This window comes from Mycobacterium sp. NGS33 (genome assembly GCF_059812885.1).
Genome location: NZ_JCALDN010000003.1, coordinates 109,167 through 131,549, shown reverse-complemented (window position 1 = coordinate 131,549; position 22,383 = coordinate 109,167). Strand labels below are relative to the sequence as shown.

The following is a 22,383-nucleotide window of genomic DNA, read 5'->3' as shown; positions in this document are numbered from 1 at the left end:
TCGGTGCGCCTGGCATGATCGCTGCATGACCACGCGGGTTACGCACGTTGCCCAGATGCGCGGGGCCGCGGTCGTCGTCGGCTTGGCCTTGGCGGGCACCATCGCAGTTCCGGTCGCGGCCGCGCACCCGTCGGAGCCCGGCGTCGTGAATTACGCCGTCCTGGGCAAGGGGTCGGTCGGCAACATCGTCGGCGGACCCATGGGGTGGGAGTCGGTGTTCACCCAGCCCGGGCAAGGCGACTGGGTGGACCTTCCCGAGTGCAACAACTGGGCCGACATCGGCTTGCCGGAGGTGTACAACGATCCCGACCTGGCGTCGTTCAACGGGGCCGTCACCCAGACGTCGGCCACCGACCAGACCCATCTGGTCAAGCAGGCCGTCGGGGTGTTCGCCACCAATGACGCCGCGGGCCGCGCGTTCCATCGCGTGGTGGATCGAACCGTGGGTTGTTCGGGGCAGACGACCGCGATCCACTTGGACAACGGCAGCACGCAGGTGTGGTCGTTCGACGGCGGGCCGGCCGGCCCGGCCGACGAGAACTGGACCAAGCAGGAGGCGGGCACCGATCGCCGGTGCTTCGATCAAACCAGGCTGCGCGAAAACGTGTTGCTGCAGGCGAAAGTGTGCCAATCCGGCAATGCCGGACCCGCGGTCAACGTGCTAGCTGGGGCGATGCAGAACGCGCTGGGTCAATAATCGAGCGATTGGGTGACCGTCATCCCCGAGCACCGAGAAGTGCGCGGAAGGGAATATGTCGGGGGCGTCTGATAGATGAAGCACTAGACGAAGTAGTGCCGATTATCGTTCGATTAGCTGCGCAGGAAAGCGGTCCGCAGGCGCACGTTCAGGCTTGCGGGGTGCCCGAAGGGATCGTGATATGACGTTCGCGCCGATCACTGCCGCGGCTGCGCAATCGGAGGCGCGGGTGGCCGGTGCCGACTCGGCCCCGGAGCCGGCCGACTCGGCGACCGTCGCGCAATACATCGCCGAAGGGTGTCTGGTGGACGCCCCGCTGGGCCGGGTGGGTCTGGAATTGGAGGCCCACTGCCACGACCCGGCCGACGCGCACCGCAGGCCGAGCTGGGACGAAATCGCCGACGTGCTCGCCGCGATGCCCGCGATGCCGGGCGGCAGCAGGATAACAGTGGAACCGGGCGGCGCCGTCGAACTGTCCGGGCCGCCGGCCGACGGCGTGGCACCCGCCATCGAGGCCATGCGCCGGGACCAGGCCGTGCTGCAGCCGGCGTTCGCCGAAGCCGGGCTGGGCTTGGTCTTCCTCGGCGCGGACCCGCTGCGGCCGCCCAAGCGCATCAATCCCGGCGCCCGGTACCGCGCCATGGAACAGTTCTTCGCGACCAGCCACTCCGGGGAGGCGGGCGCGGCGATGATGACGTCCACCGCCTCCATCCAGGTCAATGTGGATGCCGGGCCGCGGGATGGCTGGGCGGCGCGGGTGCGCCTGGCGCACGCGTTGGGGCCCACCATGATCGCGATCACGGCCAACTCGCCGATGCTGGCGGGCGACTTCACCGGCTGGGTGTCCAGCCGCCAGCGGGTGTGGGGCCGGATGGATTCGGCGCGCTGCGGGCCCATCCTGGGGGCCAGCGGCGACGACCCGGGCACCGACTGGGCGCGCTATGCCCTCAAGGCCCCGGTGATGCTGGTGCACACCCCCGACGCCGAGGCCGTCACGCATTGGGTGCCCTTTGCCGACTGGGTCGACGGCCGGGTGCTGCTCGGGGGCCGCCGCCCCACCCTGGCCGACCTGGACTACCACCTCACCACGCTGTTCCCGCCCGTGCGGCCCAGGCAGTGGCTGGAGATCCGCTACCTGGACAGCGTGCCGGACGCGTTGTGGCCCGCCGTGGCGTTCACCCTGGTGGCCCTGCTCGACGACCCGGTCGCCGCCGACATCGCCGCCGAGGCCGTCGAGCCGGTGGCGACCGCCTGGGACACCGCGGCCCGGGTGGGCCTGCGGGATCGACGGCTGTACCGGGCGGCCAACGCCTGCGTGGCCCTCGCCGCCGCGAAAGCGCCGACGGAGCTCGTCGAGTCGATGCAGCGATTGGTCCGCCTGGTCGAGCAGGGCCGCTGTCCGGGCGACGATTTCGCCGACCAGGTGATCGAGCACGGCCTGACCCCTACGGTCGGGCGCCTGGCGCAAGGGGAGCTGTGACGTCACGACAGGCCATCGCCGACGACTTGGCGCGGACGCGGCAGCGGACGTTGCGCCTGGTCGAGTTCGACGACGCCGAACTCTGCCGGCAGTACGACCCGCTGATGAGCCCGCTGGTGTGGGATCTGGCGCACATCGGCCAGCAAGAAGAGCTGTGGCTGCTGCGGGGTGGTGACCCCGCGCGACCGGGGATGCTGCCGCCCGCCGTCGAGGGGCTCTACGACGCCTTCGTGCATTCGCGCGCCAGCCGGGTCGATCTGCCGCTGCTGTCGCCGGACAAAGCGCGGGCCTACTGCCGCACCGTGCGCTCGGCCGTGCTCGACGCGCTGGATGTGCTGCCCGACGACCCCGCCGGTGACGAGGCGGCCTTCGTCTACGCGATGGTGGTCAGCCACGAAAACCAGCACGACGAGACCATGCTGCAGGCGTTGAACTTGCGCACCGGCGCACCGCTGCTGCGGGAGGCGTCGACGCTGCCGGCGGGTCGCCCGGGGCTGGCCGGCGCATCGGTGCTGGTGCCCGGCGGTGAGTTCGTCCTCGGCGTGGACGCCGCAAGCGAACCGTACGCGCTGGACAACGAGCGCCCCGCCCACGTCGTCGACGTGCCCACGTTCCGGATCGGCCGGGTCCCGGTCACCAACGGCGAATGGCGCCAGTTCGTCGACGACGGCGGTTACGACCAGCCGCGCTGGTGGTCCGAGCGCGGCTGGCAGCACCGCCAGGGGGCGGGCCTGACCGCCCCGCAGTTCTGGAATTCCGACGGCGCCACCCGCACCCGGTTCGGCCATGTCGAAGACATCCCCGCCGATGAACCCGTCCAGCACGTCAGCTATTTCGAGGCCGAGGCCTACGCAGCCTGGGCCGGTGCCCGGCTGCCCACGGAGATGGAATGGGAGAAGGCCTGCACCTGGGATCCGTCCACCAGCACCCGGCGCCGCTACCCCTGGGGCGAGCGCACACCGGACGAGACGCTGGCGAACCTGGGCGGCGCGGCGTTGCGGCCCGCGCCGGTGGGCGCGTATCCCGCCGGCGGCTCCGCGTACGGGGCCGAGCAGCTCCTCGGCGACGTCTGGGAGTGGACCAGCTCGCCGCTGCGGCCGTGGCCGGGGTTCGTCCCGATGCTCTACGAACGCTATTCGCAGCCGTTCTTCGACGCCGACTACCGGGTGCTGCGCGGCGGCTCGTGGGCGGTCGAGCCGGGCATCATGCGGCCGAGCTTTCGCAACTGGGATCACCCGTACCGGCGCCAGATCTTCTCCGGTGTCCGGTTGGCGTGGGACGTCCCCGACGCCGGGGGCCCCGCCTGATGTGCCGGCACCTGGGCTGGCTGGGGGCCGACGTCACCGTTTCCTCGTTGGTGCTCGACCCGCCGTTCGGGCTGCGTGTGCAGTCCTATGCGCCGCGCCGGCAAAAGCACTGCCTGCTCAACGCCGACGGTTGGGGCGTCGGGTTTTTCGACGGTGACGTGGCGCGCCGTTGGCGCAGCCAGGCGCCGCTGTGGGGCGATGTGTCCTTCGATTCCATCGCGCCCGCCCTGCACAGCCACTGCGTCGTGGCCGCCGTGCGCTCGGCGACGGTCGGCATGCCGATCGAGGCCAGCGCGTGCGCGCCGTTCACCGACGGGCGGTGGCTGTTGTCGCACAACGGAATCGTCGACCGGTCCCTGCTGCCGACGACGTCGCGGGCCGAATCGGTCTGTGACAGCGCCATATTGGCGGCGATGATCTTCGAGCGCGGCCTGCACGCGCTCGGGCAGACCGTCGTCGAGATTGCGCAGGCCGACCCGACCGCCCGGCTGAACATCCTGGCCGCCAACGGCTCTCGCATGGTAGCGACGGCCTGGGGTGACACGCTGTCCATCCTGCGCCGCGCCGACGGTGTGGTGCTGGCCAGCGAACCCTATGACAACGACTCCGACTGGGAGGACGTGCCGGACCGCCACCTTGTCGAAGTCACCGCCGACGGTGTCCAGATGACGCCGCTGGATCAGTCGAGAGGATCTTGATGACGCTGTCGCTGTCCAACCACCTGGCCGCCGACTCGGCGTACCACGCGCTGCGCCGCGATGTGCTCGATGGCCTACGGAAGACACCGAAGTCGTTGCCGCCCAAATGGTTCTACGACTCGGTGGGCAGCGAGCTGTTCGACCAGATCACCCGATTGCCCGAGTATTACCCCACCCGCGCCGAGGCCGAGATCCTGCGCGCGCGGGCGGCCGAAGTGGCCTCGGCCAGCGAGGCCGACACGCTGGTGGAACTGGGCAGCGGGACGTCGGAGAAGACCCGGCTGTTGCTCGACGCCCTGCGCGAGCGTGGTTCGCTGCGCAGGTTCGTCCCATTCGACGTCGACGCCAGCATCCTGTCGACGGCCGCCGCTGCCATTGCGCAGGAATACGCCGGGATCGAAATCAAGGCGGTCTGCGGCGATTTCGAAGAGCACCTGTCGAAGATCCCCGATGGTGGGCGGCGGCTGTTCGTGTTCCTGGGGTCGACGATCGGCAATCTCACGCCCGGCCCGCGCGCGGAGTTCCTTGCCGCGCTGTCCGCGCAGATGCGCGCCGGCGACAGCCTGCTGCTGGGCACGGACCTGGTCAAGGACACCGAGCGGCTCGTGCGGGCCTACGACGACGCCGCCGGCGTGACGGCGGCGTTCAACCGCAATGTGCTCGCCGTGGTCAATCGGGAACTCGACGCGGATTTCGACGTCGACGCCTACCGGCATGTGGCCCGGTGGAACGCGACCGAGGAACGCATCGAGATGTGGCTGCGCTCCGATCGTCGCCAGCGGGTGCGGATCGACGCGCTCGACCTGACCGTCGACTTCGAGGCCGGCGAGGAGATGCTCACCGAGGTGTCGTGTAAGTTCCACTCCGACAAGGTGACTGACGAACTGGCCGCCGCGGGGTTGCGCCGCACCCGATGGTGGACCGACGAGGCGGGCGACTTCGGGTTGTCGCTGGCCGTGAAGTGACCGGCAGCGACGCGCTGGCCGACCGGTGGCGGTCGGCCCGCCCGCCGATGGCCGGGCTGCACCTCGACAACGCGGCCTGTTCTCGGCAGAGCCTGGCGGTGATCGAGGCCACCGCACAGCATGCCCGCAACGAATCCGAAGTCGGCGGCTATGTCGCGGCGGAGGCCGCCACACCGGTGCTCGATGCCGGGCGCGCCGCATTCGCCGCGCTGGCCGGAATGCCCGATGCCGAAGTGGTTTTCACCACCGGCTCGCTCAACGCCCTCGATCTGCTGCTGGGCAGCTGGCCGGCGCGAACGACGGACCGAAAAAGGGTGGCGTGCCTGCCCGGCGAATACGGGCCGAACCTCGCCCTGATGTCCGCCCACGGATTCGACCGGCAGCTGTTGCCGACGCTGGAAGACGGCCGGGTCGCGCTCGACGACGCGGCGCTGGCCCTGGACAGCGACCCGCCGGACCTGGTGCATCTGACCGCGGTGGCCAGCCATCGCGGTGTGGTGCAACCGGTTTCGATGGTCGCCCAACTGTGCCGGGAATTGGGGCTGCCCCTCGTCGTCGACGCGGCTCAGGCCCTGGGCCAGGTGGACTGCGCGGTGGGCGCCGACGCGACCTACTCCTCGTCGCGCAAGTGGCTCGCCGGTCCGCGCGGGGTGGGGATCCTCGGGGTGCGCCGCGAGCTGATGGAACGCCTGCACCCCAGGCTGGCCGCGCCGCAGTGGGCGAGCAAGGACGGCGCACCGACGGTGGCCGAACAATTGGAATTCGGCGAGGCGAATATCGCCGCGCGCGTGGGGTTTTCGCTGGCGCTGGGCGAGCACCTGGCGTACGGGCCGCGGGCGGTGTGCGCGCGGCTGGCCGAGCTGGGCGCCCTGAGCCGCACGCTTCTGTCCGATGTCGGCGGGTGGACGGTGGTCGAAGAGGTCGAAGAGCCCAGTGCCATCACCACTTTGGCGCCGAACGAGGGCGCCGACCCGCAGGCGGTGCGGGCCTGGCTGCTGGCCGAGCGACGGATTTTGACCACCTTCGCCGGGGTGCAGCGGGCGCCGCTGGAGCTGACCGAACCGGTGTTGCGGATCTCACCGCACCTGGACACCACGGCCGCCGACCTGGAGACGTTCGCCGAGGCGCTCATCGCCGCCACCGCGGCGACCGGCTAGCCGGCTTTGTGCGCGGTCAGCAGGTAGGCCGGCATCTTGAGCCTGCCCTTCTCGTCGCGGTCGTGCTGCGGAAATTCGAAGGGCGCGTTGGGGATTTTGACGACGTTGGACAGGATGAAGGCCGGGCGGATCTCGTCGATCTCCCAGTACTTGCTCACTGCGGCGCGCAGTTCGTCCTCGTCGACCTCGTTGGGCTTCGTTTCCAACTCGGCCGGGAAGGCGCCCTTGGCGAACACCAGGACGAACAGGCTCGCCCCCGGGGCGGCTGCCCGGTGTACCGACCTCAGATAGCCGTCGCGGCCCTCCACCGGAAGTGAGTGGAACAGCGTGCTGTCCACCACCGTGGAGAACCGTCCGGCGTAGCCGGAGAACGACGTGATGTCGGCCTGCACGAAGCTGGCCGTGGTCAGGCCGCGCTCCTGGGCGGCCTTGGTGGCCGCCGCGACGGCGGTGGGCGTGAGGTCGACACCGACCACCGTGTATCCCTGTGCGGCCAGCGCCAGTGACAGCTCGGCGACCCCGCAGCCGGCATCGAGCACGTCGCTGCGGAATTTGCCGGCCGCGACCAGCGCCGCCAGTTCGGGTTGCGGCTCACCGATGTTCCACGGCGGCGGACCCTCGAAGTGGGCCTGCTCGCGGTAGGCGCTGTCCCAGTCCATCACGTGATCAGACGACATGGGTTTGAAACTACTCCCAGGTGTGCACCGGTTCGTTGGCGTGCATGTGTTCGCAGTACCGGCGCAGCATCTCGGCCAGCGCCGCGGGCCTGCTCATGCCGCCGTCCTGCAGCGCCCGCACGGTGGACACCTGCCAGCTGGCACCGTTGCGCCCCGCTCGCGCCCGGCCCTCGATCACGCCGAGGAACCGGTCGCGCACCTCGGCGTCGACGCCCCAGCGCTGTAGTCCCTGCTCCGCGATCGGCAGCAGATTGTCGAGCACCAGGTCACGGGCGCTCACCTCGCCCGCGCCGGGCCAGTGCAGCCGCGCGTCGATGCCGTAGCGCGCCGACGCCAGGAAATTGGCTTCTGCCACACCGAAATCCATGTGGTGCCACAACGGGTCGTCCGCTTCGGACAGGCCGCGCAGCACCCCGTAGAAGAAGGCCGAGTTCGCCAGCATGTCGACGACGGTCGGCCCGGCCGGCAACACCCGATTCTCCAGCCGCAGATGCGGGCGGCCGTCGACCACGTCGTACACCGGGCGGTTCCACCGGTAAACGGTGCCGTTGTGTAAGCGCAGTTCGGCTAGCTGCGGCATGCGCCCGGCGGCCAGTTCGGCCACCGGATCCTCGTCGGATACCTCGGGCAGCAGGGACGGGAAGTAGCGGATGTTCTCTTGGTAGAGGTCCAGGACCGAGCCGATCCACTGTTCGCCGAACCACACTCGCGGGCGCACACCTTGGGTTTTCAGCTCCTCGGGCCTGGTGTCGGTGGACTGGGTGAACAGCTCGATGCGGGTTTCCGCCCACAGCAGGTGCCCGAAGAAGAACGGTGAGTTGGCGCCCAGCGCCAGCTGCGGACCGGCGACGATCTGCGCCGCATTCCAGTTGGCAGCGAACGCCTCCGGCGCCAGCTGCAGATGCAATTGCATGCTGGTACAGGCTGATTCGGGAGCGATCGTGGCCGTCTGCCAGCTCAGCGGTTCCGGGCCGGAAATGTCGATGGGAATGTCTTCACCGCGGGCGGTGAAGATCGATTCGTTCAGCGCGGCGTATCGCTTCGATTCGCTCATCCAGTCGTGGTCGAGGTGTTCGGGCATCAGCGTGGGCAGGATGCCGATCATCACGATGTGGGCCCCGCCCGCGGCGCCGGCCTTGGACTGGGCGTCGTTGAGGCTGGCCCGCACCTCCGCCTCGAGATCGAGCCCGGAGTGCCCGGGCAGCGCGTGCGGCGGGACGTTGAATTCGATGTTGTAGGCGCCCAATTCGGTCTGATAGGCGGGATCACCGATGGCGTCGAGCACATTGCGATTCGACATGGCCGGCTGGTAATCGGCGTCGACGAGGTTGCACTCGATCTCCATGCCCGTCAGTGGCTGCTCGGATTCGAAACATGACCGGGCGAGCATCGTCTCGAAGACATCCACGCACAGCTGCACCTTGCGCCGGTATTCCCGTCGTTGTGCGCTGTCGTACGTGGTGCGCTTGACCTCTTCGCCCACACCGCAGATGCAACAGGGTTACCGCCCGTAACGCAAGCTCCCACGAGTCGCGGTTGCGGTCTCGTTCGCCCGGCGGGTAGACCATGATGGACGTCGACGCAACAGTGTTCCGGGCACGGGTGGAGGAGAGCAGTTGGCCGAGTTCGCCGAATTCGTCGCCGCCATCGACCAGGGGACCACCAGCACTCGCTGCATGATCTTCGATCACGAGGGTGCCGAGGTGGCTCGCCATCAACTCGAGCACGAACAGATTCTGCCCCGCGCCGGCTGGGTTGAGCACGACCCGGTGGAGATCTGGGAGCGCACCTCATCGGTGCTGACGTCGGTGTTGAACCGGGCCAACCTGAGTACGAAAAACATTGCGGCATTGGGTATCACGAATCAACGCGAGACGACGCTGGTGTGGAACCGCAAGACCGGGCGGCCCTATTACAACGCGATCGTCTGGCAGGACACCCGCACCGACCGGATCGCGTCGGCGCTCGAACGCGACGGTCGCGGCGACGTCATCCGCCGCAAGGCCGGCCTGCCCCCGGCCACCTACTTCTCCGGCGCCAAGCTGCAATGGATTCTGGACAACGTCGACGGGGTGCGCGAGGCCGCCGAAAGCGGCGACGCGCTGTTCGGGACCGCCGACACCTGGGTGTTGTGGAACCTGACCGGCGGTCCGCGCGGCGGCGTGCACGCCACCGACGTGACCAACGCCAGCCGGACCATGCTGATGAACCTGGAGACCCTGGACTGGGACGACGAGCTGCTGTCGTTCTGCTCCGTGCCGCGGGCGATGTTGCCCACGATCGGGCCGTCGTCGTCGCCGCAGCCCTACGGCGTGACGATCGAGACCGGGCCGGCCGGCGGTGAGGTGCCGATCGCCGGGATGCTCGGCGATCAGCACGCGGCGATGGTGGGCCAGGTGTGCCTGTCCGAAGGCGAAGCCAAAAACACCTACGGCACGGGGAATTTCCTGCTGCTCAACACCGGTGAGACGATCGTGCGGTCCGACAACGGGCTGCTGACCACGGTCTGCTATCAGTTCGGCGACGCCAAACCCGTGTACGCGCTTGAGGGTTCGATCGCGGTCACCGGGGCGGCCGTCCAGTGGCTGCGCGATCAGCTGGGCATCATCAGCGGTGCCGCCCAAAGCGAATCGCTGGCACGCCAGGTCGACGACAACGGCGGCGTCTATTTCGTGCCCGCCTTTTCCGGGTTGTTCGCGCCGTACTGGCGATCCGACGCGCGCGGCGCGATCGTCGGGCTGTCGCGGTTCAACACCAACGCACACCTGGCGCGCGCCACCCTGGAGGCGATCTGCTACCAGAGTCGCGACGTGGTCGATGCCATGGCCGCGGATTCCGGTGTGCACCTTGAGGTTTTAAAGGTCGACGGCGGGATCACCGGCAACGATCTGTGCATGCAGATTCAGGCCGACGTGCTGGGGGTGGACGTGGTACGGCCGGTGGTCGCCGAGACCACCGCGCTCGGCGCCGCCTACGCCGCCGGTTTGGCGGTGGGGTTCTGGGCCGACCCGGCCGACCTGCGGGCCAACTGGCAAGAGGGCAGGCGGTGGGAGCCGGCGTGGAACGACGAGCAGCGCGCCGCGGGTTATGCGGGCTGGCGCAAGGCGGTGCAGCGGACCCTGGATTGGGTCGACGTGACGTAGTGGGTCACGTGAGATGACCCGATCCAGGGCCCGCTCAGCGGCGCTCAGTCTTCGCCGAGGATGCCGTAGATCTCCCGCCGCGCATTGTTGAGGATCTCGACGATGCGCTGCTGCTGCTCGGCGGATGCGGTGTGGGCGGACTGCCCGACCGCGCCGAACAACTGGCCTACGGCCGCCCGCAGATTCATGTGGCCCGGGTCGGCGCCTTCGGTGATCTCGTCCCACGGCGGGGTCTCGATCTTTTCGGCCGCCGCGCGGCCCGGTTCGGTCAGCTCGAAAAGCTTCTTGCTGCCTTCGCTTTCGCTGGCGGTGATCAGGCCTTCGTCGTCGAGCAGCTGCAGCGTCGGATACACCGAACCGGGGCTCGGCTTCCACAGTCCGTTGCTGCGCTCGGCGATCAGCTGAATCATTTCGTAGCCGTGCATCGGCCGTTCGGTCAGCAGCGTCAGGATGGCGGCGCGCACGTCACCGCGCTTGCCGCGACCGGGACCGCCACGGCGCCATGCGCCGCGCCGGCCGCCCGGGCCGCCGAAGCCGAAGCCCGGACCGAAACCGGGACCGAAACCCGGGCCGAAGCCCGGACCGAAGCCGAGCGGGCCGTCGTGGCCGCCGGCGTGGTCGCGCAGGTGCTCGCGGAAGTCCCGGCGGGCCTGGCGCCGCGCTTCGTGCAGGGCGCGCCGGTCGACCGGGCCGGAGCCAAAGCCGAATCCGAAGCCGGGCCGGCCGGCGAAGGGACCGTCGGGGGGAGTGAAGGGGTTGCTCATTGTGTGTCCTTACGTGTGTGGGTCGCGCAGGATTGCGCGCTTCGAAGCATCACGATATATCGAAAACTATCGGCGATGCAACCGGATATGTTGAAACTCGCGCCCGTTTGCGCGCTGAGCTGGGCAGATCGGCCAAATACCCGGATGCGACTGCGGCGCGATGCGGTTTGCATGCGGCAGACGCGGGTACCAGCTATCGGGATGGACGCCAACAACAACCTCACGGTGGGCAGCGCGGGCCCGGCCGCGGGCGGCCGACCCGACGGCCCGCCGCGCCGGAACGCCCGGCCGTGGGTCAATTGGGGTTTGGCTCTGGCGACGGTGCCCGGCGCCGCGCTGGTGATGCTCTTCGCGCTCGGCGCTGTCATGAGCACCGATGGCTGCAGCGACCGCAGCTGTCCGAACCTGGGCCACGGCGGGATCAATTTCGGCGTGGCGTTCTACGGCGCACCAGCGGTCGCCGTCCTCACCATCATCGTCTCGATCTTCACCGCCAAACGCCGCTGGGGCATCGCGGTTCCGCTGTGCGGATGGGCATTGCTGATCGCCGACGTCGCCCTGATGGCGGCGAGTGTGGCCGGCTAGTGCGGCAGTGAGAAACCACCCGGCGCCCCCGAATCTCCCGGGGCGGGGCGATTCGCGCGCGGGTCGGGCCATCCGGCGACTTGTTGCGGCGGCGGGGTAGCCCAGCCCCGGGGGCCGTGGTACGGGGGGCCCGCCGGTGGCCAGGGCCCCATCTGTCCCGGTGGGGGCATGGCCGGCCGCAGCCGGGCCAGCTCGCGGCGGTGCCGCTCGGCAAGGACCGCGGCGAGCACGAGTTCCGGCGGGGCGCCGGGCGGGGGCGGCGGCGCGATGCGGGCCACCACGTCACCGGCGATCCGGTACGCCATCTGCAGGCGCAGCTGACGATCGAGCTGTGTTGCCCGGGAAAGGAATTGGCGCGCAACCTCGACCTGACCGACGGGTAGCCCCGACAGCTGCAGCGACGACGCCCACCACGCCAGTGACGGCGGCATCATGGGCGGGGGGCCGAGGCGGGGCCCGCGTTCGTTGACCACCACCGTGCCCGCGAAGATATCGCCGATCCGTTTGGCCTTGGGGGACAGGATGCTGCAGATCACGGCCGGGCTCCCGAACAGCATCCAGATTTCCACCAGGGCCGCCAGGGCGCGAAACAGGGCCTGGCGGAAGCGTTCCGGGCCCCCGTCGTCGGACACCACCCGCAGACCCATCGCGATCTTGCCCACCGAGCGTCCCCGCGTCGCCGTTTCGAGGACCAAGGGATAGCCCACAATTACCAGCACCGTAAAAGTCAGCAGGATCGCGTTGCTCAGTGCGGTATCGAATTGAGTCAGGGTGGCGGCCCACAACATCAGGCCGAGCAGGTAACCGATGACCATCACCGTGATGTCGATCAGTGCGCTCAACGTCCGCACCGGCAGCTGGGCGATCTGCACATCGAGCACCACAGCGTCTCCGGTCACCACCTCCGACATAACTTCGAACGGTACAGGCTGGGCCCGCGCGCCCGGCCGCCCTTTGCCATGCCGGCGGTGCGATTAGGCTGCCCAGGGTGGATGTCGACGCGTTCGTGCTGGCCCATCGCCCTACTTGGGACCGCCTCGACCGATTGATCGGGAGGCGCCGGTCGTTGTCCGGTGCGGAAATCGACGAACTCGTCGAGCTGTATCAGCGGGTCTCGACGCACCTGTCGATGCTGCGCTCGGCCTCCTCGGATTCCGTGCTGATCGGTCGGCTCTCCAGCCTGGTGGCGCGGGCCCGTTCGGCGGTGACGGGCGCCCACGCGCCACTGAGCAGCGCGTTCACCCGGTTCTGGACGGTGTCCTTCCCGGTCGTGGCGTACCGCACCTGGCGGTGGTGGCTGGCCACGGCGGCGGCGTTCTTCGCCGTGGTCGTGATCGTCGCGCTATGGGTCGCCGGCAGCCCCGACGTCCAGTCCGCCCTCGGAACCCCCACCGATATCCAGCAATTGGTCAACCACGATGTCGAGTCCTATTACAGCGAACACCCCGCCGCCGCGTTCGCGTTGCAGATCTGGGTGAACAATTCCTGGGTTTCGGCCCAGTGCATCGCGCTGTCCGTGGTGTTGGGACTGCCGATCCCCTTCGTGCTGTTCGAGAACGCCGCCAATCTGGGCGTCATTGCGGGACTGATGTTTCCGGCCGGCAAGGGTGGGCTGCTGCTGGGCCTGCTTGCCCCGCACGGGCTGCTCGAGCTGACGGCCGTCTTCCTCTCGGGGGCAACGGGAATGCGGCTGGGGTGGTCGGTGATCGCCCCCGGCGACCGGCCCCGGGGGCAGGTGCTCGCCGAGCAGGGGCGCGCCGTCGTCTCGGTGGCCGTGGGTTTGGTTGCGGTGCTGCTGGTTTCCGGGTTGATCGAGGCGCTGGTGACACCGTCGCCGTTGCCGACGTTCGTGCGGGTCGGCATCGGCGTCCTCGCCGAGGTGGCCTTCCTGTCCTACATCGTCTACTTCGGCCGCCGCGGGGTGCGGGCCGGGGAAAGCGGCGATATGGAGGACGCGCCCGACGTCGTGCCCACCGGTTGACCCGTCAGAGCCGCCCGGTCGCCTTCATCGCCAGATAGTGATCGGCCAGCGCCGGTGCCAGTTCGGCGGGCGGCGCGTCGACGACTTCCACCCCGCCGCGGCGCAGCCGCGTGGCGATCGCGCCGCGGTCGTTGCGGGATCGTTCGGCGGCCGCCGCGTCGTAGACCGCCGCCGCATCCGAACGCCCGGCGGCCATGTGCTCGACGCGCGGGTCGGAGACCGCGGCCAGCAGCAGACGATGCTTGGCTGACAGCTGCGGCACCACGGGTAGCAGGCCCTCCTCGAGGGCGGGTGCGTTGAGGTCGGTCAGCAGCACCACCAGGGAACGCCGGCGCGCGCGCAAGGCTATGGCGGAAGCCATTGCCCGCCAATCGGATTCGACAAGAGCCGGTTGCAGGGGCGCCATCGCGTCGACCAGCTGGGCGAGCAGTTCGGTGCGCGAGGCGCCGAATACACCGGCCCGGCTCACCCGATCGTGGGCGAGGAAGTCGACATGGTCCCCGGCCCGCGAGGCCAGGGCCGCCAAGAGCAGCGCGGCGTCCATCGACCAATCCAGCCGCGGCCAGCCCGCCGGGTCGGACGCGGTCGGATCAACACCGACCCGCCCCGCGGCGGTACGGCCGGTGTCGAGCACGATCACCACCCGCCGGTCGCGTTCGGGCCGCCAGGTGCGCACGACGACGTCGGCGCGGCGGGCGGTGGCGCGCCAGTCGATCGAGCGTACGTCGTCACCGACGACATACTCTCGCAGCGAATCGAATTCGGTTCCCTGCCCGCGCACCAGCGTGGGCAGCAGGCCGTCGATCTCGCGCAGCTTGGCGAGCCGCGACGGCAGGTGCTTGCGCGCCAGGAACGGGGGCAGCACCCGCAGCTGGCCCGGCACCGGCCGCGAACGTTGCCGTCCCGCGAGGCCCAGCGGGCCGATCGATCGGGCGGTCACCACGGTCGCGCGCTGATCGCCACGGCGGACCGGCTGCAGCCGGGTCGCGACGTGGTGGTCCTGCCCGGCCGGAATGTCGAGTGGCTGGATGCGCGGGCGCGCCTGGGCGCTGGGCGGCCAGGCGTCGCGGATCTGGCCGCGGAACCGGCGTGGGCCGTCGTTGTGGATCAACAGCCCGCACTCCAGCTGCTGCCCGAGCCGCGCGGAGCGATCCGGGGAACGGACGTAGCGCAGCTTGGCGGGGCTGGCAGCCAACACGATGTCGACGATCACGACGATCGTCAGCGCGATCCACAAGGCGGCGAAAGTCGTTGCCGGCCAAGGGGACAGCGCGATGGGCAGGACGCAGATCAGTGCGACCAGCCCGGTGCGTCCGGTCAGGACCACTAGCGGGGCACCGGAACCGACGCCAGAATCCCGTCGAGCACACCGTCGGGCGTGGCCCCTTCGAGTTCGGCCTCGGGCCGCAGCATCACCCGGTGCCGCAGCGTCGGACGGGCCATGGCCTTCACGTCGTCGGGAGTGACGTAGTTGCGGCCCGACAGCCAGGACCAGGAGCGCGCCGTCGCCAGCAGGGCGGTCGCCCCGCGGGGGGACACGCCCAGTTGCAGCGCGGGCGAGGAGCGGGTGGCCCCGACGATGTCGACGATGTAACCGAGCACCTCGTCGCCGACCAGCACCCGCTGGACGGCGTCGCGGCCGGCCGCCAGGTCGGCGGGTCCGGCCACCGGGTTGATCGCCGACAGGTCGCGCGGATCGAAGCCGTGCGCGTGCCGGTGCAGGATGGCGATCTCGGCGTCTCGCGGCGGCAGCGTCACGTTCAGTTTGAGCAAAAAGCGGTCCAGCTGGGCCTCCGGCAGCTGGTAGGTGCCCTCGTACTCGACCGGGTTCTGCGTCGCGGCCACGATGAAAGGGTCGGGCAGCGGCTGCGGTTGGCCATCGACGCTGACCTGCCGCTCTTCCATCGACTCGAGCAGCGCGGCCTGGGTCTTGGGTGGCGTCCGGTTGATCTCGTCGGCCAGGAGCAGGTTGGTGAACACCGGGCCGGGCCGGAACACGAACGCGGCGGTGCGCGCGTCGTACACCAGGGAACCGGTCACGTCGCCGGGCATCAGGTCGGGCGTGAACTGCACCCGCTTGAATTCCAGCTGCAGCGCCGCGGACAGCGCCCGGACCAGCAGCGTCTTCGCCACCCCCGGAACGCCTTCCAGCAGCACGTGGCCGCGGCACAGCAGCGCGATCACCAGGCCACTGACCACGCCCTCCTGCCCGACGACGGCCTTGGCGAGCTCGCCGCGCAACGCCAGCAGCGCCTCGCGTGCCGATTCAGCGGTGGGGGATTGGGCGGTAGAGGGTTGTGTCACGGGCGTGCGACCTGCCTTTCGATGTCGTCGAGCGCACGGGCAAGTTGTAACAGGTCGTTGTCGGTCGTCGGGGGCGGACCGAACAGATGGTAGGAGACGAACGCCGGATCCGATCCGATGCGTTGGGCCGCGGTGGTCACCACGGCCGCGGGCGAAGCGCCGGCGCCCAGACCGAGCCGCGGCAGCAGCCGCGCCACCGCGGCGCTGCGCAGCGCGGTGGCGGCGCGATCGCGTGCCCGGCGGGACCGGTACAGCCGGCCGCGGCCCTCGACGGTCTCCGACGCGCGGACCACCACGGGCAGTTCCTCGGCCACCAGCGGCCCGGGCCGGCGGCCCTTCCACACCGCGACCAGCAGGACCACCAGCGCCAGTTGTCCGACGATCCAGATGACGTTGGGCGGAATCAGCTCGAAAAGCGATGTCCTGGCCGAGGATTCACCCTCGACCTGGTGTGGCGCGTACCAGATGAGCCGGGGCCGGTCACCGGCGAGGTTCATCGCCAGGGCGGCGTTGCCCGCTTGTAGCAGGCCGCCGTTGGTCATGAAGTCGGTGTTGCCGACCGCGGTGACGGTGCGTCCGTCTTCGCGGAAGCGGATCAGCGCGCCGTCGTAGCAGCGGGTCATCCCGCGGCCGTCTTTGGGCTCGTAGGTGTTGCTGGGCCCGAACCGCACCGGGCCCGCGCGAACCGCTTCGCGCAGCGTGCAATTCGGGTCGAGGTCGAAACCGTTGGCACCGGAGATCCGGACGTCCGGCAGCAGCGCCTCGCGGGTGCGTGTCGTCGGTTCCACCAGCAGCAGGTCCGAACGCACGCTGGCCAGCCGGTCCAGCAGCGTGTCGGTGAGGTATTGGCTCTGGGCCACCAGGATCAGCGCATCGGGGCGCGCGGTCTGCTCGACGTCGGCGATGTTGTTGGCGACGACGACGTCGACTCCAGCGTTGCGCAGCAACTCCACCAGTGCGTGGGCTCCGTCGGGTCCGGTGGCCGCCGGGTCCATGCGTGCGCCGGGCCGCGGGGCGGTCAGGTACGCATCGACGCCGGCGATGACGGCGAGCACCAGCAGCGTGACGAGCACCCACCGCCAGGAGCGCCACCGCCGCGGCGTGGCGTCGGGACGGGCGCCGGCGGTCGTCGCCATCACCGCACCCCCGCCCACGACTCGGGTGCTTCCGCCCGCCCGGGTTCCTGCGGTCCGCCCTGCCAGCGGGACCGCAGGTGGTCGTCCAGCTCGGCGATCATCTGGTAAGCGGCCTGGGTGCCGGGTTGTTCGCCGTACGTGACGTCGTTGAAAGCCGTTGCCGCTTGTGTCAATTCGCCGGCCAGGTGGGGCAGCGCGGTGGCGGCGTCGCGGGCCAGCTCGTTGGCGGTGCGGCCGGGGGCGGGTGTCAGCACCCGGGTCTCTTCGAGCTGGCGGGCGACGGCGCGCAACCGGTGGCGGATCGCCGCGGCCCAATCGCCCTGCGCCGCATAGTTCTCGGCCGTCGCGCGATGCTGGGCGGCGGTCAATTGGGCGGCTTCGAACAGCGAGTAGTCACCGCCGCGGCGGGTGCGCATGGTGCGCCGCAGCACGTAGACGCCGACGATCACCGCGATGGCTAATAAGATGAAAAGCACTGTCGCGGTGAGCCATCCACCCGGGATCGTGGAGGTCTTCTGCAGCAGCCGGTAGATCAGGTCGTTGAGCCAGTCGACGAAGTGTTCGCGCGCGGAGCCCTTCGAATAGATGGGTTTGTTGAGCTCGTCTTGCGCGGCGCGGTGTGCGGCATCGCGGTCGATGTCGATGGAAGGCATTCTCAGGCGGTCCTTTTCGGCCCTTACAGGGGCCGGGTCAGCCAGAGGTTGTCGGTGGACGCGGCCGCGTAGGGTCCCTGCGCGGCGCCGCTCTGCAGGACCAGGTCGAATGCCTCGGCGCGCATCCGGCGGTCGGTGTACAGCAGCACGATGACGCCCGCGTTGAAGGGTGCGGTGATGATCTCGCCGATCGCGGCCCCCACTGACAGGATCGCGGTGCTGACCAGAAACGCCGTGCCGGACGAGGTGGCCTGAAAGAACTGGCCGACGATGCTGAAGGGCACCGCGACGGCGTTGGCGACCACGGATGCCACCAGGAACGTGAGCAGCCGGATGCCCAGCACCCGCCAGAAGCCGTTGCGAATCAGCTTGAAGGACCGGGTGATTGCGTCCATGACGGGCAGCCGCTCCAGCACGATCAGCACCGGGGCGAACAGCACCACCGTGTAGAGGTACGCCAGCACGGCGAGCACGGCCAGCACCAGCGGGATGCCCAGCACCACGGCCACCGCGGCGTTGCCGATCGCCGCCAACACCCCGATGATCACCGCGACCAGCCCGGCAAGGGCCGCCACCACGACGGCTTCCAGCAGGGCCAGGCCGAGCAGGGCGAGCAGGCGCCCGCGGATCTTGGCCCAGGTCTCGGCGATGGTGATCGGTGAGCCGAACACCGCCCGACCGACGATGACGGTGAGCATGCCGGACAGCAGCATGCCGCCCAGCCAGCTGACCAGGATGCCGCCGCCCACCGACGCCGTCCAGGCGCCCACGACCCCCGAGCTCAGTTCACCGGGCCGGTCGGTGCCGAACCTGTCGGCGGCGGCGAGCGGCCCGAAGAACGCGACCTTGGTGATGATCTGCATGATCACCACGACGATGGCGGTCAGACCCAACGTCGCCTTCGGGTTCGCCCGGACGTAGCCCACCGCGCCGTTGAAGATGTCCCCGAGGGTGAGCGGCCGCAGCGGGATGATCCCGGGTTTGACGGCGCCGTAGCCGTGCGGCGTGCCGAACGGTGGCGGCGATCCGTAGCCCGGTGCGGCGCCATAACCCGAGGGCGGCCCGTAGCCGGGCGGGGGGCCGTAGCCCGGTGGGGGGCCGTAGCCCGGTAAGGGACCGTAGCCGGGTGGTGGGCCGTACGCCGGCGGCGGACCATATGCCGGTGGGGGACCGTAGCCCGGTGGTGGGCCGTATGGCGGTGGACCGTATTGAGGTTGTGGGCCGTAGGCCGGTGGCGGACCAACCGGATTACCAGGCGGCGGCGCGCTCACCGAACCCCGCGGCCTTTGCAGCCGGGCGCGTCGTTCGTCATGGGCTCCATCCTGTCGGCGGCCGGGGCATTTCACAACGTTGACCCCCCGCCCGGCGCGTAGCGTCTCATGCATGGCGGAACTCAAATCCCGGATCCGGGCGGATCTGACCGCGGCGATGAAGGCCCAGGACAAACTGCGAACGGCCACCCTGCGCATGCTGTTAGCTGCGATTCAGACCGAGGAAGTCTCCGGTAAGCAGGCCAAGGACCTCACCGACGAGGAGGTCATCAAGGTCTTAGCCAAGGAATCCCGCAAGCGGAGCGAATCCGCGGAGATCTATACCCAGAACGGGCGCGGCGAGCTGGCCGCCAACGAGCACGCCGAGGGCCGGATCATCGACGAGTACCTGCCCACCCCGCTCACCGAGGCCGAGGTGGCCGACGTTGCCGACACCGCGATCGCGCAGGTCGCCGAGGAAATCGGTGAGCGGCCCGGGATGAAGCAGATGGGCATGGTGATGAAGGCCGCCACCGCGATCGCCGCCGGCAAGGCCGACGGCGCGCGCCTCTCGGCCGCCGTCAAAGAGCGGCTGTAGCCGCCCCTGCTCAGATAACCACCCGGGTGCCATCGTCGCCGCGGCGCGTCGCGCGCCGGGCATCGAGCTGTTCCAGTAGCGGCACCGCCACCCGCCGGGTGGTGCCCAGCGCGCGGCGCGCCTCGCTGACGGTGAACGGTTGCGGCAGCCCGGCCAACACGGCGGCGGCGCGGTCCAGCGCGTCGGGCCCCAGCACCACCCCGTCGGCGATCCGGGTCAGCCGCCCGGCCCGCACCGCCGCGGCCAGCTCGCGCGGGCCCAGGTTCAGCTCGGCGAGCTCGTCGGCCTCGGGCGCCCGGAACGGCTCGGCGGCCAGCCACTCCTCGACCGCGCGCACGGCCTTGTCGACGCGGGCCGGCAGGCCCGACCCGGGCGGGCGGACCCGCCCGTCGGCCACCTCCAGGCCGGTGCCGTCCAGCAATTTCGGCAGCAGTTCGGCGGCGGGCAACCCGACCTGCTGTCGCAACGTCTCGAGCGGCATGCCCGCCGCGATGTCGTGATCGCCGACCCAGCGCCGCACCGCCGCGGTGGCGTCCTCGCGCCGCGCCGCCCACCACTGCGGGTCCACCACCCAGTCGCCCACCCGCTGCCCGCGCGGCGGCAGACCCATGGCGCGCAGGTCGGCCGCGCGCGCGACGTCGGGAGCGCGTACCTGGCCGCTGGCCAGCTCGGCGGCCCGAACTCGCGCCGCGCCGCGCCGCCGCAGCCCGGGCGGGCGCACGTCGAGCACCTCGATGCCCGCCGCGATCCGGTGCTGCCCCGGGTCGCGGAGCAACCCGATGTCCTTCACCCGCAACGGCAGCGGCCCGGCCAGCCGCAGCCGCGCCGCGTCAGGACCCAGTCGGCGCACCTGTACCGGCACCGCCGCCGACCCGATGTGCAGCATGAGTTGGCGGCCCAGCGTGTCCGCCGATCGCAGGGCCACGTCGATTTCCGCGGTGTCCAGCCAGGCGCCCGGGGTGCGCACGGTGTCCCCGCGACCGATGTCGTGCCGGTCGACGCCCCGCAGATTGAGCGCGACCCGCGCCACCGCGCCCACCTCGGAATGGTTGCGGCCCAACGACTGCAACCCGCGGACGGTGACGCGACGCCCGGCGTGTTCGAGTTCGTCGCCCACTCGCACCATGCCGGCGGCCAGCGTGCCGGTGACGACGGTGCCCGCACCCCGGACGGTGAAGCTGCGGTCGACCCAGAGGCGCACGTCGGCGTCGGGGTCGGGGGCGGGCAGCCGGTCGGTGAGCGCCACCAGTTCGGCGCGCACCCGGTCGAGGTCGGTGCCGATCGCAACGGGGGCACCGGCAAGTGAGGTGGCGGCGAGCCTTTCGGACGCCTGGGCGACGGCCGGGCCCGGATCGGCGAGGTCGGCCTTGCTGATCACCAGCAGGCCGTGGCGGACCCCGAGCGCATCGAGCGCCGCCAGATGTTCCTCCGACTGCGGCATCCACCCCTCGGTGGCGGCGACGACGAACATCACCGCCGGGACGGCGCCCACGCCCGCCAGCATGTTGGCCACGAACCGCTCGTGGCCCGGCACGTCGACGAACGCCAGCTGACGGCCGCCGATCTCGGTCCAGGCGAAGCCCAGATCGATGGTCAGGCCGCGGCGCTGCTCTTCGGCCAACCGATCCGGCCACATGCCGGTAATCCGTTGCAGCAGAGTCGATTTGCCGTGGTCAACGTGTCCGGCGGTGGCTAGGACGAACACGCCCGTACCGCCGCGGCCAGCAACTCGTCCTCCTCGGGCGCCACGGTGCACAGGTCGAGCAGGCACCGACCGCCCTCGAGGCGGCCCACCACGGGCGGGGTGGCCAGCCGCAGCGCGGCGGCGTAGGACTCGGGCAGGCTGACCGCGGCGCTGGGCAGTTCGACCCCGGGCGCCCCGCCGCCGCCGACGGCCGCGACGCAGTCCACCGCCACCGCACCGGGCAGCCCGGCGGCCAGCGCCTCGGCCCGGGCGCGAAGCCGCCCGACGTCGGCGACCAGCGCCTGGGCCACCGGCGGAGGAGGCCCGAGCAGCGTCGCTTCCAGCGCGGCCAGCGTCAGCTTGTCGACCCGCAGGGCGCGCGCGGCCGGGTGGCGCCGGATCCGCACGATCAGCTCGGAACGGCCGAAGAGCAACCCCGCCTGCGGCCCGCCGAGCAGCTTGTCCCCGCTCGCGGTCACCAGGTCGGCGCCGTCGGCCAGCATGGACGTCGCGTCCGGCTCGTCGGGCAGCACCGGGTGCGGCGACAGCAGGCCCGAGCCGATGTCGACCACCAGGGGGACGTCGAGCGTGCGCAGTTCGGGTGCCAGCGTCGCGACGTCCACGGCCGAGGTGAACCCGGTGACGTGGAAGTTGGACGGATGCACCTTGAGCACGAAACCGGTCTGCGGCCCCAGCGCGTCGGCGTAGTCGCGCAGGCTGGTGCGGTTGGTGGTGCCGACCTCGCGCAGCCGCGACCCGGTGGATTCGAGCAGTTCGGGGATGCGGAAGCCGTCGCCGATTTCCACCAGTTCGCCGCGGCTGAGCACGATCTCCTTGCCTGGGGCCAGCGTCATGGCGGTCAGCAGCAGCGCGGCGGCGTTGTTGTTGACGACGTGCACGCCGCCGGCGGTGGGGACCGCGCCGGCTAACGCGGCCAGCGCACCCCGGCCCCGGCGCGCGCGCCGGCCCGTCGCCAGGTCGAACTCGACGTCGGTGGCCCCGCCCGCGGCGACCACCGCGTCCAGCGCCGCCCGCGACAGCGGGGCGCGGCCCAGATTGGTGTGCACCACCACGCCGGTGGCGTTGATCACCGGCCGCAGGCTCGAGGCGGTGGCGGGAAGCGCGGCGATCGCGTGTTCGGCGACCTGCTCGGGTGAGATCTCTCCCGCACGCGCCCGTCGCTGCGCCGCGGTGATCACCGACTTCACCAGCGCGCGGCCCAGGACCCGCTGCGCCGCGGCCAGCCGCGGATCCGCGAGCAGCGTGTCGGTGCCGGGCACCCGCCGGCGCGGATCGGTCATCGC

The 22,383-nt window shown here is 70.6% G+C and carries 21 protein-coding genes; 10 read left to right on the top strand and 11 right to left on the bottom strand.

All coding sequences use genetic code 11. The features are described 5' to 3' along the window. Window positions 1–25: 25 nt before the first annotated feature. The 6 genes from AC5Y5B_RS08060 to egtE all read left to right on the top strand — a co-directional run bounded on the left by AC5Y5B_RS08060 (window position 26) and on the right by egtE (window position 6,304). Complete coding sequence (locus AC5Y5B_RS08060) at window positions 26–697, top strand: sensor domain-containing protein (protein ID WP_430919766.1); 672 nt, start codon at window positions 26–28, stop codon at window positions 695–697. 181 nt (window positions 698–878) lie between these two features. Further along, window positions 879–2,177, top strand: coding sequence for an ergothioneine biosynthesis glutamate--cysteine ligase EgtA (gene egtA, locus AC5Y5B_RS08055; protein ID WP_112634397.1), 1,299 nt, complete (start codon window positions 879–881; stop codon window positions 2,175–2,177). Beyond that, a complete protein-coding gene (gene egtB / locus AC5Y5B_RS08050) occupies window positions 2,174–3,484 on the top strand; it encodes an ergothioneine biosynthesis protein EgtB (protein WP_500004935.1) in 1,311 nt (436 codons plus the stop codon). The genes egtA and egtB overlap by 4 nt, the downstream gene beginning before the upstream one ends. After that, the gene (gene egtC, locus AC5Y5B_RS08045) at window positions 3,484–4,182 is read left to right on the top strand and encodes an ergothioneine biosynthesis protein EgtC (protein ID WP_500004933.1); all 699 of its coding nucleotides are present in this window, start codon (window positions 3,484–3,486) and stop codon (window positions 4,180–4,182) included. Before egtB ends, egtC begins: the two co-directional genes overlap by 1 nt. Next, window positions 4,182–5,147, top strand: a complete 966-nt coding sequence (gene egtD, locus AC5Y5B_RS08040) for an L-histidine N(alpha)-methyltransferase (RefSeq protein ID WP_500004931.1) — start codon at window positions 4,182–4,184, stop codon at window positions 5,145–5,147. Before egtC ends, egtD begins: the two co-directional genes overlap by 1 nt. Next, the gene (gene egtE / locus AC5Y5B_RS08035; RefSeq protein WP_500004929.1) at window positions 5,144–6,304 is read left to right on the top strand and encodes an ergothioneine biosynthesis PLP-dependent enzyme EgtE; all 1,161 of its coding nucleotides are present in this window, start codon (window positions 5,144–5,146) and stop codon (window positions 6,302–6,304) included. The genes egtD and egtE overlap by 4 nt, the downstream gene beginning before the upstream one ends. On the opposite strand, the gene AC5Y5B_RS08030 is transcribed toward egtE, so the two are convergent. Together AC5Y5B_RS08030 and AC5Y5B_RS08025 are read right to left on the bottom strand one after the other, a co-directional pair. Continuing rightward, entirely contained in the window at window positions 6,301–6,981 is a 681-nt protein-coding gene (locus AC5Y5B_RS08030) for a class I SAM-dependent methyltransferase (RefSeq protein WP_500004927.1), read from the bottom strand. The genes egtE and AC5Y5B_RS08030 overlap by 4 nt on opposite strands. A gap of 10 nt (window positions 6,982–6,991) precedes the next feature. Continuing rightward, the gene (locus AC5Y5B_RS08025) at window positions 6,992–8,464 is read right to left on the bottom strand and encodes a glutamate-cysteine ligase family protein (protein WP_500004925.1); all 1,473 of its coding nucleotides are present in this window, start codon (window positions 8,462–8,464) and stop codon (window positions 6,992–6,994) included. Between the two features lie 133 nt (window positions 8,465–8,597). Between AC5Y5B_RS08025 and glpK the strand changes: the two genes are divergently transcribed. Then, complete coding sequence (gene glpK / locus AC5Y5B_RS08020; RefSeq protein ID WP_112634404.1) at window positions 8,598–10,124, top strand: glycerol kinase GlpK; 1,527 nt, start codon at window positions 8,598–8,600, stop codon at window positions 10,122–10,124. 44 nt (window positions 10,125–10,168) lie between these two features. Here the strand turns inward: glpK and AC5Y5B_RS08015 are convergent, their stop codons facing one another. Further along, a complete protein-coding gene (locus AC5Y5B_RS08015) occupies window positions 10,169–10,888 on the bottom strand; it encodes a PadR family transcriptional regulator (protein WP_500004923.1) in 720 nt (239 codons plus the stop codon). Window positions 10,889–11,089: 201 nt separating this feature from the next. Between AC5Y5B_RS08015 and AC5Y5B_RS08010 the strand changes: the two genes are divergently transcribed. After that, on the top strand, window positions 11,090–11,473 hold the full coding sequence (locus AC5Y5B_RS08010; RefSeq protein WP_112634406.1) for a hypothetical protein: 384 nt from the start codon (window positions 11,090–11,092) through the stop codon (window positions 11,471–11,473). Here AC5Y5B_RS08010 and AC5Y5B_RS08005 read toward each other — a convergent pair. After that, window positions 11,470–12,384, bottom strand: coding sequence for an RDD family protein (locus tag AC5Y5B_RS08005; RefSeq protein ID WP_500004920.1), 915 nt, complete (start codon window positions 12,382–12,384; stop codon window positions 11,470–11,472). The genes AC5Y5B_RS08010 and AC5Y5B_RS08005 overlap by 4 nt on opposite strands. Window positions 12,385–12,461: 77 nt before the next feature. Between AC5Y5B_RS08005 and AC5Y5B_RS08000 the strand changes: the two genes are divergently transcribed. Further along, a complete protein-coding gene (locus tag AC5Y5B_RS08000; RefSeq protein WP_500004918.1) occupies window positions 12,462–13,454 on the top strand; it encodes a stage II sporulation protein M in 993 nt (330 codons plus the stop codon). 4 nt (window positions 13,455–13,458) lie between these two features. On the opposite strand, the gene AC5Y5B_RS07995 is transcribed toward AC5Y5B_RS08000, so the two are convergent. From AC5Y5B_RS07995 to AC5Y5B_RS07975, 5 genes are read right to left on the bottom strand one after another with little or no spacing between them, the layout of a single operon-like run. After that, the gene (locus tag AC5Y5B_RS07995; RefSeq protein WP_500004915.1) at window positions 13,459–14,781 is read right to left on the bottom strand and encodes a DUF58 domain-containing protein; all 1,323 of its coding nucleotides are present in this window, start codon (window positions 14,779–14,781) and stop codon (window positions 13,459–13,461) included. Then, window positions 14,781–15,758, bottom strand: a complete 978-nt coding sequence (locus AC5Y5B_RS07990) for an AAA family ATPase (RefSeq protein WP_112634410.1) — start codon at window positions 15,756–15,758, stop codon at window positions 14,781–14,783. Before AC5Y5B_RS07990 ends, AC5Y5B_RS07995 begins: the two co-directional genes overlap by 1 nt. Then, window positions 15,755–16,894: a DUF4350 domain-containing protein gene (locus tag AC5Y5B_RS07985; RefSeq protein WP_289176395.1), complete on the bottom strand. Its 1,140-nt coding sequence runs from the start codon at window positions 16,892–16,894 to the stop codon at window positions 15,755–15,757. Before AC5Y5B_RS07985 ends, AC5Y5B_RS07990 begins: the two co-directional genes overlap by 4 nt. Then, window positions 16,894–17,547, bottom strand: a complete 654-nt coding sequence (locus AC5Y5B_RS07980; protein ID WP_112635818.1) for a DUF4129 domain-containing protein — start codon at window positions 17,545–17,547, stop codon at window positions 16,894–16,896. The genes AC5Y5B_RS07985 and AC5Y5B_RS07980 overlap by 1 nt, the downstream gene beginning before the upstream one ends. Window positions 17,548–17,570: 23 nt before the next feature. Continuing rightward, on the bottom strand, window positions 17,571–18,932 hold the full coding sequence (locus tag AC5Y5B_RS07975) for a DUF7847 domain-containing protein (protein ID WP_500004911.1): 1,362 nt from the start codon (window positions 18,930–18,932) through the stop codon (window positions 17,571–17,573). Here AC5Y5B_RS07975 and AC5Y5B_RS07970 point away from each other — a divergent pair. After that, window positions 18,931–19,395, top strand: coding sequence for a GatB/YqeY domain-containing protein (locus tag AC5Y5B_RS07970; protein WP_112635821.1), 465 nt, complete (start codon window positions 18,931–18,933; stop codon window positions 19,393–19,395). The genes AC5Y5B_RS07975 and AC5Y5B_RS07970 overlap by 2 nt on opposite strands. 10 nt (window positions 19,396–19,405) lie before the next feature. Here the strand turns inward: AC5Y5B_RS07970 and AC5Y5B_RS07965 are convergent, their stop codons facing one another. Both AC5Y5B_RS07965 and selA read right to left on the bottom strand, forming a co-directional pair. After that, on the bottom strand, window positions 19,406–21,100 hold the full coding sequence (locus tag AC5Y5B_RS07965) for a selenocysteine-specific translation elongation factor (protein WP_289176396.1): 1,695 nt from the start codon (window positions 21,098–21,100) through the stop codon (window positions 19,406–19,408). After that, window positions 21,088–22,380: an L-seryl-tRNA(Sec) selenium transferase gene (selA, locus tag AC5Y5B_RS07960; protein WP_500004909.1), complete on the bottom strand. Its 1,293-nt coding sequence runs from the start codon at window positions 22,378–22,380 to the stop codon at window positions 21,088–21,090. Before selA ends, AC5Y5B_RS07965 begins: the two co-directional genes overlap by 13 nt. Window positions 22,381–22,383: the final 3 nt, after the last annotated feature.

Coding starts and splice junctions, on each gene's coding strand:
- AC5Y5B_RS08060 (WP_430919766.1), top strand. CDS start 26: ATGACCACGCGGGTTACGCACGTTGCCCAGATGCGCGGGGCCGCGGTC.
- egtA (WP_112634397.1), top strand. CDS start 879: ATGACGTTCGCGCCGATCACTGCCGCGGCTGCGCAATCGGAGGCGCGG.
- egtC (WP_500004933.1), top strand. CDS start 3,484: ATGTGCCGGCACCTGGGCTGGCTGGGGGCCGACGTCACCGTTTCCTCG.
- egtD (WP_500004931.1), top strand. CDS start 4,182: ATGACGCTGTCGCTGTCCAACCACCTGGCCGCCGACTCGGCGTACCAC.
- AC5Y5B_RS08030 (WP_500004927.1), bottom strand. CDS start 6,981: ATGTCGTCTGATCACGTGATGGACTGGGACAGCGCCTACCGCGAGCAG.
- AC5Y5B_RS08015 (WP_500004923.1), bottom strand. CDS start 10,888: ATGAGCAACCCCTTCACTCCCCCCGACGGTCCCTTCGCCGGCCGGCCC.
- AC5Y5B_RS08010 (WP_112634406.1), top strand. CDS start 11,090: ATGGACGCCAACAACAACCTCACGGTGGGCAGCGCGGGCCCGGCCGCG.
- AC5Y5B_RS08005 (WP_500004920.1), bottom strand. CDS start 12,384: ATGTCGGAGGTGGTGACCGGAGACGCTGTGGTGCTCGATGTGCAGATC.
- AC5Y5B_RS07985 (WP_289176395.1), bottom strand. CDS start 16,894: ATGGCGACGACCGCCGGCGCCCGTCCCGACGCCACGCCGCGGCGGTGG.
- AC5Y5B_RS07980 (WP_112635818.1), bottom strand. CDS start 17,547: ATGCCTTCCATCGACATCGACCGCGATGCCGCACACCGCGCCGCGCAA.
- AC5Y5B_RS07970 (WP_112635821.1), top strand. CDS start 18,931: ATGGCGGAACTCAAATCCCGGATCCGGGCGGATCTGACCGCGGCGATG.
- AC5Y5B_RS07975 (WP_500004911.1), bottom strand. CDS start 18,932: ATGCATGAGACGCTACGCGCCGGGCGGGGGGTCAACGTTGTGAAATGC.
- selA (WP_500004909.1), bottom strand. CDS start 22,380: ATGACCGATCCGCGCCGGCGGGTGCCCGGCACCGACACGCTGCTCGCG.